This window comes from Vitiosangium sp. GDMCC 1.1324 (assembly GCF_003044305.1).
Lineage (GTDB): Bacteria > Myxococcota > Myxococcia > Myxococcales > Myxococcaceae > Archangium.
The window spans coordinates 63,999-77,325 of the sequence record NZ_PZOX01000023.1 but is presented as its reverse complement, the minus strand read 5'-3'; the positions used below and the strand labels follow the sequence as shown (position 1 = coordinate 77,325).

The window sequence follows — 13,327 nt, the reverse complement described above, 5'->3', positions numbered from 1 at the left end:
CGGACTCCTCAGCGAGACGGCCGCTCGATGCGACCGTCCGCGTGACGGGCGAACCGGCCCTCCTCGCGCGGATGCACCGGGTCGTCCTTCCCGAACGGCCAGCCGCCGAAGCGCGTGCGCTGGTAGTCGTTGAACGCCTGCTGGATCTCCGCGCGGGTGTTCATCACGAAGGGGCCGTACTGCACGACGGGCTGCCCGATGGGGCGCCCCTGCAGCATCAGCACCTCGACCGCGCCGCCCACGGCCTCGAGCCTCAACGCGACGTCGCTCTGCACGGCCAGGATCTGGTGCTCACGGAAGGCGCGATCCTCGACCTTCAGCGCGTCGCCATCGAAGAAGTAGAGCGTGCGGTTGGCATGCGGGTTCTTCGCGGGCGGGAGGGTCCACGTCGCGCCGGGCTCGAGGCGGACGGTCCAGATGGCCACATCGGTGTCCGGACGCGCGGCCCACGAGCGAGGCGGTGGAGGCGGAGCGCGCCGGCCCTCGAGCTCACCCGCGGCGACCGTCACCTCGGTGCGCCGGCCCGCCGCGTCGGTGAACGTGAGCCGAGGGATGTCCTGGCTCCAGAGCATCGAGAAGTGCGGCGGCGCGTGCTTGTCCTCGGCCGGGAGGTTCAGCCAGATCTGGAACAGCTCGGTCGGGTTGGGCTCCCCCTTCTTCACGAGCGGGAACATCTCCGAGTGCACGATGCCCGCCCCCGCGGTCAGCCACTGCACGTCGCCGTGGCCGAAGCGCGCGGTGGCGCCGAGCGAATCCGAGTGGTCGATGAGCCCGTTGCGCACCAGGGTCACCGTCTCGAAGCCGCGGTGCGGGTGCCCGGGGAAGCCCGGCACCTGCTCACCGTGGTACATGCTCCAGCCGTCCTTGCTCTCGAAGTCCTGGCCGAGGTTGCGGCCGGCCAGCGAGGCCTCTGGTCCCATATGGTCGTTGCCGGCCGGGTACTTGTCGTCGTGATGCACGCAGAACAGGAAGGGATCCGCGGTCACCCAGGGGGGCGAACCGAGCGGCAGGGTCTGAAGGATAGGGCTCTTCATGGCGGATCCTGATGTAACGGGATCCGCAGGATGCTGCACGCCCCCTTCCCTGCACACCAGAGGAGGGGCCGTGGCTCGCACGGCCCCCCGAGCTGTTCACGACCTGGCGGGTACGCCTAATAGGACGACTTCGCCGTCATGTTCTGATTGGTGACCGCAGCGCCCGTGCCGTTGATGATGTGGTTGATCGCCGCGCCCGCGGTGCTGCCGAGGAACACGGTGATCATGTGCTGGAACTTCACCCCGGCGTTGGTCGGCGACTCGATGGCGTTCTCCAGGATGACGGGGTTGTAGAACACGGAGTAGACCCCGAGCCCCCGGGCGTCATGGCTCGTCACCGAGTCCGCGACCTTGTACGACGCGTATCCCTTCACGCCGTCGTGCGTCCACCGGCTCTGGTTCGGAACGTCGTAGGGGATCTCGGACTGGTAGAAGTAGACGCGGCCCCCGTTGCCATTCCAGAGGGTCTGATACCCCTCGAAGTGCTCGACGAAGAGCCCATAGGCCGACACGTTGTTGCCGTTGACGGTGAGGCCGTTGGTGCTCTTGTTCACGTCCCAGCCCACGCCGTTGCCGTGATCGGCGCGCCAGAGCCAGATGTTGTCGAGCAGGACGTCGTTGCTGTTGATCGTCACGCAGTTCGTGGCGTTGCCGGCCTGCGCGCCGCCCACGCGGCAGGAGACGTCGAAGAGCGCCGTGGGATTACCCGCGTGACTGACCGAGCTCGTCGCGTTGCCGAGCTTGAGCAGCACGGGGGAGTTGGTGACACCCGCGTCGAAGAGAATCCCCGCGATGGTCACCCCATCGACGTCCGCGACATTCATGGCGGCATTGCCCTGGTCCGGAATGAACGTCGCGAGGCCGAGCCCCAGGATGATGGTCCCCGGGTTCGACACCTGGAGGGGGCTGGCGAGGTGGTAGATGCCGGGGGTGACGATCAAATGCTTGCCCGAGCTGAGCGCGGCATTGAGCGTGTCGGCCGTGTCCCTGTCGGAGCGGGCGATGTAGAACTGGTCGATGGAGAGGACCGTCCCGGCGGTCGTCCCGGCGCTCCACGTGGTCCCCTTGCTGTTCGTCCTGAGGGAGGGGCGCATGACCGCGTAGTTTCCAGCGCTGTCGATGAAGAGATAGGGCTTCTCCCGGATGACGGGCGTGGTGTCGACGACCGTGTAGACCTGGTTCGGCCATGTACCCGTCGGAGTCTGCTCATCGCCAACGAAGACCATGTTCCAGTTCTGGCCCTGCCAGTTGTTCAGGCTGGTGTTCCGGGTGAGGAACTGCTGCTGGGTTCCGGAGTTGATGACATTGTCGATCTTCGAATCCGCGATGAACCCGCCGCTCGACCAGGCATTCGACCAGGCGTTATCCCAGAGGTTGATGGAACCCTTCACGTGGATGCGGCGCATGGTGGTCGCCTGCGAAACGGCCCACACCTCGATATTCGAGTCCTTCGTCGGGACGATGGCGAGGTTCTCGGTGCCGCGCCAGAAGTTCTGGGTGGCGTTGCCCTGGAACCAGTCCGCCTTGGAGCGCACGGCCCCGGTGATCGTCACGGCATCGGGCGACTGCCCGAGGCCAAACACGTTCATGTAGAACCCGACCTTGACGTCGAGGCTGTACTGGCCCGGCTTGAAGAAGTACGCGTACCGCTGGTTGCCGAACTGATTCGTCTCCTGCTGCTGGAAGACACCGTCGATCCGGCTCTGGATCGTCGCCATCGACATGGACGGGTCAAAGATGAGGACGTTGGGTCCGAAGTCCGGGCCTGACCCACCGCCCCCACCGCCTCCGGCGGAGATGCGCAGCGTGAGCGTCTCCCACTCCCTCGCCGCGGGAGCGGAGGCCACGACGTTTCCGCCGCCGGCGTTGATCGCGGAGACGAACTGACTGGTGACCGTCGTCTTCAGCGCGATCTTGTCGCCGCTGACGATGTCGCCAGTGCCATTCAGCTTCACGATGCTGAACTGCTCCCAGGCCTGTGGTGCCCAGGCGGTAACCCGGATGTTGCTGCCACCGCCGTTGATCGCCGAAGCCCACTGACCACTGATTCCCTGCAGCGTCACCACGTCGCCGCTGACGAGCGAGCCGCCGTTCACATCCGTGAGCGTGAACGTCTCCCACTCCAAGGCCTGGGTGCTGTACGCCATCAGATCGGCGCCACCGCCCTGGTCGGCGACGAGGTAGTGGCCCGACCAGGTCTGCAGGGTGACCGTGTACTGGTTCGCCGCGAGCATCTTCGCCTCGCTTCCAGTGGCCTCGTCCTGCTCCGTGGCTGGGGGAGCGGCGCAACCCGCGCTGGCCGCGAGAAGGGCCCAGGCGGCAACTCCCAGGACACGCTTCCGGCGGGAGTGAACGGCCAGGAATGATTCATCCAGGGTAATTTGACTCATTGCATCATCCTCTTCGTTGGGTTCAGGAAAGAGAGTCACACAAACCAGAATTCATGCTTGACGGCAATAGCCGAATATTCACGAAAACTAGTTTTCGCTCGACTTTCTGGATGATGTCTTGGTGGTTGGAGTCCTGAGAAATTTCCACCGCTTCTGCGCAAGGGACTCTTGCCTTAATATGTAAAAGAGAGCTACACGCGAAACCGGTTTAGCGGCGCATCCAGGGAATCGTGTCATGGTCCGCCCGAAAGGCAGGAGACCCCATGCGAACCATTCGTCGTCATCCTCGCGGCGTCATCGCACGCGCCGTCGTCCCTGGTGCCGTGCTCCTGCTCTCCGCCTGTGAGGCCCTCTCTTTGGAAAGAGCCCTCCGGGCATTTTCAGGTGCCTCTTGAAAGCGCTTTCAGCCGCCCTCCTTACCCCTGGAGATGAACATGAAACGGCAGTTCTCACGACGAAAGAGCGCCTCTGGCGCGGCCCTTCTGATGATGGCACTCGCGGCATGTAAGGACCCCGCGCCCCCCGGCCCGGGGACAGAGAATCCACCCCCCACCCAGCCCGACGACTGGGCGCACGTCCAGAGCGCGATTCCCAAGGATCCCGAGATCGAGGACCGGATCGACAAGCTGCTGGCCAACATGTCGCTCGAGGAGAAGGTCGGGCAAATCACCCAGGTGGAGATCGGCCACGTCACTCCCGACGAGGTCAAGCAGTACCACCTCGGCTCGGTGCTCAACGGCGGTGGCTCGTGGCCCAACGGCAAGAAGGGCTCCACGGTGGCCGAGTGGAACGCGTTGGCCGACCAGCTGTGGGAGGCCTCCATGGACCCGGCCAATCCCCACCAGATCCCCATCATCTGGGGAGTGGATGCGGTCCACGGCCACAACAACGTGAAGGGCGCCACCCTGTTCCCGCACAACATCGGCCTGGGTGCGGCGAATGACCCCGAGCTGATCAAGCGCATTGGAGAGGTGACGGCGCGCGAAGTGGCCCAGACGGGCCTGGACTGGGCCTTCGGGCCGACGATCGCCGTCGTGCGCGACGACCGCTGGGGCCGCACCTACGAGGGCTACTCGGAGGACCCCGCCATCGTCGAGTCCTACGCCGGCAAGATGGTCGAGGGCCTCCAGGGCCAGCTCGCCAAGGACCCGAAGGCGAACGAGAAGGTGATCGCCACGCCCAAGCACTTCCTGGGTGATGGAGGCACCAAGGAAGGCAAGGATCAGGGCATCACCCGGGTCACCGAGAAGGAGCTGCGCACCATTCATGGCCGTGGCTACTTCCCGGCGCTCGCGGCCGGTGCCCAGACGGTCATGGCCTCGTTCAACAGCTGGCAGGACGCGGCTGCCGGCGAGGATGCCAAGGCCTACAAGATGCACGGCAACCAGTACCTGCTGACAGACGTGTTGAAGACCAAGATGGGCTTCGACGGCTTCGTCATCTCCGACTGGAACGGCATCGGGCAGATCACCAAGGCCAACAGCGACTCGCCCAGGGACTGCACCAACAGCGATTGCCCGCAGGCCATCAATGCCGGTGTGGACATGGTGATGGTGCCCTACCGCGCGGACTGGCAGGCCTTCATCGCCAACACCATCCTGTCGGTGAAGAAGGGAGAGATCTCCCACACCCGCCTCAATGACGCGGTCCGCCGCATCCTGCGCGTGAAGTTGCGCGCCGGCCTCTTCGAGAAGTCCAAGCCCTCGCAGCGCCTCGCCACCCACGAGATTGGCACCGCCGAGAACCGGGCGGTGGCCCGCGAGGCCGTGCGCAAGTCGCTGGTGCTCCTCAAGAACAACGGCAACACCCTGCCCCTGGCGCGCACGGCCCGGATCCTCGTCGTGGGCAAGAGCGCCAACAACCTGTCGAACCAGTCGGGCGGCTGGTCCCTCACGTGGCAGGGCACGGACAACACCGACGCCGACTTCGGCGGTGGAACCACTGCCTGGCAGGCCATCCAGAAGATCGCCCCCAATGCCACGCTCGACACCAGCGCGACGGGCGCCCTGGCGGATGCGAGCTACGACGCCGCCGTGGTGGTGATCGGCGAGACGCCCTACGCCGAGGGCCAGGGTGACATCGGCAAGAACAAGACCCTGGAGCTCGCCAAGCTGCGCCCGGAGGACGCCACGCTGCTGCAGAACCTGAAGAGCAAGGGCGTGAAGAAGATCGTGACGGTGCTCTTCTCCGGCCGTCCGCTCTACGCCAACAAGGAAGTCAACGTGTCGGATGCCTTCGTCGCCGCCTGGCTGCCCGGCACCGAGGGCGATGGTCTGGCCGACGTGCTGTTCCGCAAGGACGACGGCTCCATCAACTATGACTTCCACGGCAAGCTCTCCTACTCGTGGCCCAAGGCCCCCTGCCAGGTCTCGCTCAACCGGGGCGATACGGGCTACGACCCGCTCTTCGCGTTCGGCTACGGACTGACCTATGCCCAGCCGCAAGAGCTGAGCATGCTCGACGAGACGACGCAGGCCCACGGCTGTGGCACGACGCCTGGAGACGGCGGCACCACCACCACCCCGCTGACCCTCTTCGAGCGCGGCAACCAGGATGACTGGGTGATGCGCATTGGCGCGCCGTCCAACTGGGGCGGCATCGACGTGCTGCAGAACACCAGCAGCACCACGGCCCTCGCCGCCAATGAGCTCAGCGCCACCCCGGTGGATGACGCGGGCGGCCACCAGTGGGCCGCGGTCAACATCAAGTTCAGCGGCACGGGGCAGGTCTACATGCAGAACAAGAACGGCAACGTGGGCCGCAACCTCCAGCCCTACCTGAACTCCCATGGCTCGCTCGTCTTCGCGGTGAAGGTGAACACGGCGCCGGCCGCCTCGGTGAACCTCTCCATGCACTGCATCTATCCGTGCCTCGGCGAGATCAAGCTCACCGACACCCTCAAGGGCCTGGAGGGCAAGGGCTGGAGCGAGCTGGCGATTCCCCTCCAGTGCTTCGCGGACACGGGCCTGGACTTCACCAACGTCAACTCCCCCTTCCTGCTGTACACCACGAGCACGCTGGACCTGACACTCTCCGACATCCGCTGGGAGCCGAACAAGGCTGGCAACGTGAGCTGCACGGGCACCGAGCCGGAGACGCCGCCCACCGCCATCACCGACGACAAGGACGCCTACGTCAACGGCATCTCCGACACCGCGCTCTTCGACGCGCCCAACGGGTGGACCGCGGGCACGACGGGCACCGTGACGGTGGATTCCGCGTTCGACATCGGCGGGGGTGAGAAGGTCATCGACGTCACCATGAAGGGCCTCAAGGAGGGCGGCGGCAACGGAGGCATCGCCCTGGGCATCAAGGCGCCGCACCTGCTGGACGTCTCCGCGATCGCCGACACGGGCGGCGTGGAGTTCGACATCCGAGTGCTCGACTACGGCGACACCACCCAGGACTTCTGGGTGAAGAGCGTCTGCAACCGCAAGCCGGACAGCTGCGCGACGGGCGACCTGAAGACCCTCATCGGTCACCCGGTGCTCAATACGTGGACGACGGTGAAGATGCCTTTCTCCGACGCGTCCTATCCGGCCTCCTGGGACAAGACCCGGGTGAGCTCGGTCCTGGAGATGCTGCCCGCCTGGGGTGACCAGGGAGGCAACATCCACTTCCAGCTGCGCAACATCCGCATCAAGAAGCAGCTCCAGTAACCAGACATGAGAAGGCAAGGCCCCACTCCACCACCCACAGGTGGAGTGGGCGCCTCCGGTGGGACCGGCTGCTGTGCCTCTTCCAAGGGTCCGGCGTTTTTTTTGACCCAAAAAAAGAGGCATAAGCATCTCTATCCAGGCAAAACCTGATATTCTATCCATCCCCTCAATACCGGAGGACATTTCTTTGTCTTACATCTCATCCCCCTTTCGGAAGCTGACCCTGGGCGCGGCCTTCATCTCCACGCTCGTGGCGTGCTCGGGTCAGCCCGAGGCTCCCGCCGAGGATCCAGTAGCTCCCCAGGAGCAGTCCGCACTGGCCACCCGGGTCGTCGGCTACTTCCCCACCTGGAATGGCGACGTCAATGCCATCCAGTACGACAAACTCACCCACATCAACTACGCCTTCGTCGTGCCCACCGCGCAGGGTGGCCTCACGGGGCCGGGCAGCGGAGACAGCCGGCTCAAGTCCCTGGTGCAGACCGCGCACGCCCGGGGCGTCAAGGTGAGCATCGCGGTGGGTGGCTGGAACGATGGAAATGATTCCGGCTTCGAGCAGCTGTCCGCCAATGCCAGCACCCGGACGGCCTTCGTCAACAACCTGGTCAACTATGTCACGCAGGCCGGGCTGGACGGCGTGGACATCGACTGGGAGTACCCGGATCCGGGAACCTCGTCCCAGAACTTCGCGCTGATGATGAAGGAGCTGTCCACCGCGATGCACAGCCGTGGAAAGCTGCTCACCGCCGCGGTCGTCGCCAGCGGATCCACGGGTGGAGGCATCCCCACCGCGACCTTCGCCGACGTGGACTTCCTGAACATCATGGCCTACGACGGTGGCTATCCCCACTCGACGTATAACTATGCCGTCCAGTCCCTGGATTACTGGCTCGGGCGGGGGCTCCCCAAGGACAAGGCCGTGCTGGGCGTTCCGTTCTACGGCCGCGGGCCCAACTCGTACGTGGGCTACTCCACCCTGGTGGCCCGTGATTCCCAGGCTCCGTACAAGGACCTCGTGGGCGACGTCTATTACAACGGCATCGCCACCATCCAGGCCAAGTCGCAGCTGGCACTCCAGCGCGGCGGGGGCGTGATGATCTGGGACATCTCCGACGACGCCACGGGCAGCGCCTCGCTGCTCACCGCCATTGCCCAGGCGGTCCAGGGCGGCTCCGGCCCGACGAACCTGCTCGCCAACTCCGGACTCGAGAGTGGAAGCCTGTCGAGCTGGAACTCCGAGTGGCACAACGGCACCGCGGCTGCGCACAAGGTGGATACGGACTCGCCGTACACGGGCAGCTACAAGCTCACCCACTGGGCGTCCGCGGCCTATCAGCAGGTCACGGGCCAGACCCTCAACGTGGCCAACGGCACCTACCGGGCCAGCGTCTGGGTCCGCTCCGGCGGCGGCCAGAGCGCCCTGCGCCTGTATGCGAAGAACTATGGCGCGGCCGAGGTCACAGCCGAGATCGGTTCCGGCGCCGTCTCGGGCTGGACGCAGTACACCATCAACAACATCCCGGTCACCAACGGCTTCATCGAGGTGGGCGTCTATAGCAATGCCCAGGCAGGCAACTGGGCCGCGTTCGATCAGTTCGAGCTCGTCAAGCTGTAATTCACTTCACAAGGAGCCTCACATGACTTTGAACATCACGAAGACAATCGGTGGCCGTTGGGTGTTGTTGGCTGGGGTTGGGAGCATGCTCCTGGGCGCATCCGCTTGCTCGCCCGAGGCGGCGCCCGCCCCTGAGACGACGGAGCAGGTGAAGCAGCCCCTGGCGGCCCCCATCGGACAGACCATCTGGCTGAAGGCGTGCCTGAACTCGAAGTTCATCTCGGCGGATGGAAACCTCGGCGCGACGGCCCCCCTGGTGGCGGATCGCGCGGCGGCGGCGGGTTGGGAGCTGTTCCAGATCGTCGACGCCGGCAGCGGCACCATCGCGCTGCGCGTCAGCGAGACCGGCATGTACGTGTCGGCCGACACGAACCTCGGCGGCCAGCTCGTCGCCAACCGGACCACCATCGGGGACTGGGAGCGCTTTACCTGGGTCGACTTCAACAACGGCACCTACGGCCTGATCGCCAAGAGCACCGGCAAGTACGTGTCGACGGATTCGAACCGCGGCGCCAACGCGCCCCTCTACGCGGATCGCGCCACCGCCGGCTGCTGGGAGTCGTTCTCCTTTGGAACTTCCGGCTCCAGCACCGGGGGCTGGAAGCAGATCTGGAGTGATGAGTTCGACGGCACCAGTGTGAACACGGCCAACTGGAGCTACATCACCAACATCCACGTCAACAGCGAGCAGCAGCAGTACACGACCTCGGGCAACAACGTGCAGGTGAGCAACGGCACGCTGAAGCTCATCGCCCGCCGCGAGTCGAACAACGGCTACCCGTTCACCTCGGGCCGCCTGGAGAGCGCGGGCAAGAAGGAGTTCAGCCACGGCGCCGTCGAGGCCCGTCTCAAGATGCCCGTGGGCCCGGGCCTGTGGCCGGCGTTCTGGCTGCTGGGCAACGACATCGGCTCGGTGGGTTGGCCGGCGTGCGGCGAGCTCGACATCATGGAGAACGTCGGCTACAGCGATTGGACCTCGGGCGCCCTGCACGGCCCGGGTTACTCGGGCAACACGCCCATCAACGGCCGGTTCTACCCGAACTCCTCGGTCAGCAACTGGCACACCTACCGCACCGAGTACTCCTCGACCGACATCAAGTGGTTCATCGACGGTGCGCTGGTCAAGACCACGACGAAGGCGCAGGTCAACCAGTACGGCAACTGGGTGTACGACAAGCCCATGTACATCATCCTGAACCTGGCGGTCGGTGGCGGCTACCCGGCCGGCGTCAACGGGGCCACCTCGCCGTACTACGGAGTGCCGCAGTCCACGGCCGACCTCATCGCCCAGACGCCGCAGGTGTTCGAGATCGACTGGGTGCGCGTCTACCAGTGGCAGTAGTGAAAACGCGCTGACGCTCCCGGCCGGAAGCCGCTGCCTTCCAGTGGCTTCCGGCCCGGATGTTCTTCAAGCCCGCGTCAGGCGGACTTCGGGACGTCGAAGAGCGGCAGGTCGCCGATGAAGTCCGCCTTGCCCACATCGATGCCGTTGTGGCGCAGGATCGCGTAGGCCGTCGTCGCGTGGAAGTAGACGTTCGGCAGGACGAACACCGTCAGGTAATCACTCCCCTTGAGGCCCTTGCCCGGGATGAACGGCAGGGTGATGGTCCGCTCGGCCGCGCCCTGGAACTGCTCCGGCTTGAGCGTCTTCAGGAAGGCAATCGTCTTGTCGACGCGGGCCCGCAGCTCGTCCACCGTCTTCTCGTTGTCCTCGAACGAGGGCGGCTGGACGCCGGCGAGGCGCGCGACGGCCCCCTTGATTTGATCGCTCAGGCCCTGGATCTGCCGAGCGAAGTGGAACTGATCAGGCGCGAGCCGCGCGGGCAGAAGCACGTTCACGTCGTACTTCTTCTGATCGGCGTGCGCCTTCGCCTTGTCGAACCAGCGGTGCGTCTGGCTCAGGATGCGGATGAACGCCGGGACGGTCACATCGTAGTAGTTCATGGGCCTCTCCTTGGGGCGGTGCAGACTAACCAGCCCGTCATGGGGCCGCATTATTGATGTCACGGGTTTCCAACACGCGCGCCGGGGCACCTCGCCTGGCGACCTGGAGCATCGCGCGCCCGAGCTGCTCCGTGTTCGTCACGTCCTTCGGGAAGAGCCCCCTCAAGACGGGGTAGAACGGCCCCATCACCGCATAGATGGCCCTGTACAGCCGCGTCTTCGACGTCACCCCATGCAGCGGCTGGATGAACCCGGGACGGAACATGTACGTTGCTTTGAAGGGCAACTGGAGCAGTGCGTTCTCGGTCTCCCCCTTCACCCGCGCCCACATGGTGCCGCCCCGTGCGGTGCTGTCAGTCCCCGCGCCCGACACATAGATGAAGGTCATGCCGGGGTTGAGCCGGACCAGGGTCCTCGCCGCCGCCAGGGCGAAGTCGTACGTCACGCGCCGGTAGTCCTGCTCCGACATGCCCGCCGAGGAGACACCGAGGCAGAAGAAGCACGCGTCGTAGCCCGAGAGCGCCTCCTCCGCGGAGGAGAAGTCCAGGAAGTTCGTATGCACGAGCTCGCGCAGCTTCTCGTGCTGCTGCCCCGTCGTGCTGCGTCCGACCGCGAGGACGCGCTCCACGCCGGGATCGAGCAGACACTCGCGCAGGACCCCCTGCCCGATCATGCCCGTCGCGCCAAAGAGAATGACCTTCATGTTGTGGACTCCTCGCTTCGAGCTCTGGTGGGCATCAGTTCATCTGGGTGGAGACGATGGGATCCTGCGCCCCGGTCCTCCAGGGCAGCTCAGGCCACCAGCGCTCGAGGGCTGGTGGTGAGCCCGGCTCGACGCTCTGGCCCGGCTTCGGCGCGATGACCGTCTGGCCGGACTGTCCGGCTGCCGCGAGCACGCGCTCGATGGGCTCGGTCCAACCATGAGCGGCGAGGGGGAACAGAGCCCAGTGCACCGGAAGCAGGACACGGCCCCGGACCATCTGGTGGGCGAGCACCGCCTGCTCGGGCCCGATGTGCCAGTCGGGCCATGCTCTGTTGTACTGGCCCGATTCGATCATCGTCACGTCGAAGGGCCCCAACCGCGCGCCGATGTCCTTCATCGCGGGGAACAGCCCCGTGTCACCGGAGTAGTAGGCCCGGTGCGTGGGGCCGATGAGCGCGTAGCCGGCCCACAGCGTCGCGTCCTTGTCGATCCCGGTCCGCCCCGACGCATGGCGCGCGGGCGTGCAGACGACCTCGAGCCCACCCACCCGTGTGCGCTCCCACCAATCGAGTTCGACGATGCGCGCCTCGGGTATCCCCCAGGAGGCCAGGTGGGCACCGATGCCAAGCGGCACGATGAAGGTGGTGTTCCAATCCTTCATCCGCGAGAGGGTCCCGTAATCGAGGTGATCGTAGTGGTCGTGGGAGACGACGACGGCATCAATCGGGGGCAGGTCCTCGAACGCCACCGGCGGGGCATACCAGCGATGCGGGCCCACCCATCCCAGGGGCGAGACCCGCTCGCTCCACACCGGGTCCGTGAGGACGCGATGGCCGTCGATCTCGACCAACACCGAGGAGTGCCCGAACCACGTGACGCGCAGACCGGAGGCAGGCGGCGTCTCGAACCGCTGGCGGTCGCCGGTCACCGTGGTCACGGGTTGCCTGGGGCTCACGTCTGGACTGGGATCGAACATGGTCGCCACGGAGCCCCAGGCGTCGTTGATGAGCGGCTGTGGATTCTCGAAGTGGCTGCCCATCCACTGGGGTGAGTGCTCCATCCGCGTGCGCCGTGCGCCGCTGGCGGCGCGTCCGAGTGCCGTCCAGGCATCGGCGGCGACGCCGGCCAGGGCGATGGCCACCAGTGCCCCGGCCCACAGGGCCACACGTGCCACGCCGCGCGCTCTCTTGCTCTTCTTCATGTTCTCCACTCTTGCTCCCTGGAGGGGCGCATCCCACGCAGGCTCACCTGCCGCGGCGCGGTGGGTTACAAATTGACAATCTACGCATTTTTTGTCAATTCGTTCACATGGTGAGCACAAAGGGCGACGAGCGCGATGCGATGCGCCGGGCGGAGATCCTCGAGGCCGCGCGGGAGTGCTTCCTCCAGTTCGGCTACGCGAAGACGTCGCTCGACGATATCGCCAGGAGGGCCAACATCTCGCGGCCGCTCATCTATCGGAAGTTCAAGAACAAGGAGGACATCTTCGCCGCGCTCTTCGACTTCATGCTCGAGGGGCGGTATCCCAAAGCCGAGCAGGCGCTGGCCGGGCCCGGGAGCAAACGGGACAAGCTGTTCCGGGTGTACGAGTTGCTGCTTCTGGAGCCGTGGGACGAGATGGTGGGAGCTCCCATGGCGGCCGAGTTCTACGAGGCCTGCTCCCGGCTGCTTCCGGAAGTCGAGGCGAAGCACGAACGGCTCCTCCTCAAGCTCACCCAGGCGATCCTGGAGACCAAGGAGCTCTCCGAGGTGTTCATGCTCGCCGTCGATGGGCTGCAAGGCGATCTACCGGCGACGCGCGTCTTGCGCCGGCGCCTCCAGCTCCTCGTCGAGCGCTTCGTCCCATGACGGCCCTTCGGGTCGTCCGCTTCACACTACTTAACGGGACGCGAGTGCCCCCTGTGTTACTGGGGGAGCCTCAGACCCACGACACGTGAAGGGAGAAGGTCCGTGGCATCCGCGAAGGCACTCATCGGAAGCGT

General features: G+C 65.6%; 9 protein-coding genes. 4 read left to right on the top strand and 5 right to left on the bottom strand.

What is annotated here, in order from left to right; genetic code table 11:
- Positions 1-8 precede the first annotated feature (8 nt).
- A complete protein-coding gene (locus tag DAT35_RS45160; RefSeq protein ID WP_108075541.1) occupies positions 9-1,034 on the bottom strand; it encodes a pirin family protein in 1,026 nt (341 codons plus the stop codon).
- 116 nt (positions 1,035-1,150) lie between these two features.
- Positions 1,151-3,424, bottom strand: coding sequence for a hypothetical protein (locus DAT35_RS45155; protein WP_108075540.1), 2,274 nt, complete (start codon positions 3,422-3,424; stop codon positions 1,151-1,153).
- Between the two features lie 434 nt (positions 3,425-3,858).
- Here DAT35_RS45155 and DAT35_RS45150 point away from each other — a divergent pair, with 434 nt between their 5' ends.
- The 3 genes from DAT35_RS45150 to DAT35_RS45140 all read left to right on the top strand — a co-directional run bounded on the left by DAT35_RS45150 (position 3,859) and on the right by DAT35_RS45140 (position 10,040).
- The gene (locus tag DAT35_RS45150; RefSeq protein ID WP_108075539.1) at positions 3,859-7,083 is read left to right on the top strand and encodes an exo 1,3/1,4-beta-D-glucan glucohydrolase; all 3,225 of its coding nucleotides are present in this window, start codon (positions 3,859-3,861) and stop codon (positions 7,081-7,083) included.
- 187 nt (positions 7,084-7,270) lie between these two features.
- Entirely contained in the window at positions 7,271-8,698 is a 1,428-nt protein-coding gene (locus DAT35_RS45145; protein WP_199243196.1) for a glycosyl hydrolase family 18 protein, read from the top strand.
- Positions 8,699-8,720: 22 nt separating this feature from the next.
- Positions 8,721-10,040: a family 16 glycosylhydrolase gene (locus tag DAT35_RS45140; RefSeq protein WP_108075538.1), complete on the top strand. Its 1,320-nt coding sequence runs from the start codon at positions 8,721-8,723 to the stop codon at positions 10,038-10,040.
- A gap of 77 nt (positions 10,041-10,117) precedes the next feature.
- Here DAT35_RS45140 and DAT35_RS45135 read toward each other — a convergent pair whose 3' ends face one another.
- The 3 genes from DAT35_RS45135 to DAT35_RS45125 are packed head-to-tail and all read right to left on the bottom strand — an operon-like array spanning position 10,118 to position 12,546.
- A complete protein-coding gene (locus tag DAT35_RS45135) occupies positions 10,118-10,642 on the bottom strand; it encodes a DUF1993 family protein (RefSeq protein WP_108075537.1) in 525 nt (174 codons plus the stop codon).
- 37 nt (positions 10,643-10,679) lie between these two features.
- The gene (locus DAT35_RS45130) at positions 10,680-11,345 is read right to left on the bottom strand and encodes an NAD(P)H-binding protein (RefSeq protein ID WP_108075536.1); all 666 of its coding nucleotides are present in this window, start codon (positions 11,343-11,345) and stop codon (positions 10,680-10,682) included.
- A 34-nt stretch (positions 11,346-11,379) separates the two neighbouring features.
- Positions 11,380-12,546, bottom strand: a complete 1,167-nt coding sequence (locus DAT35_RS45125; protein WP_108075535.1) for an MBL fold metallo-hydrolase — start codon at positions 12,544-12,546, stop codon at positions 11,380-11,382.
- A 107-nt stretch (positions 12,547-12,653) separates the two neighbouring features.
- On the opposite strand from DAT35_RS45125, the gene DAT35_RS45120 reads away from it, so the two are divergent.
- Positions 12,654-13,193, top strand: coding sequence for a TetR/AcrR family transcriptional regulator (locus tag DAT35_RS45120; RefSeq protein WP_108075534.1), 540 nt, complete (start codon positions 12,654-12,656; stop codon positions 13,191-13,193).
- Positions 13,194-13,327: the final 134 nt, after the last annotated feature.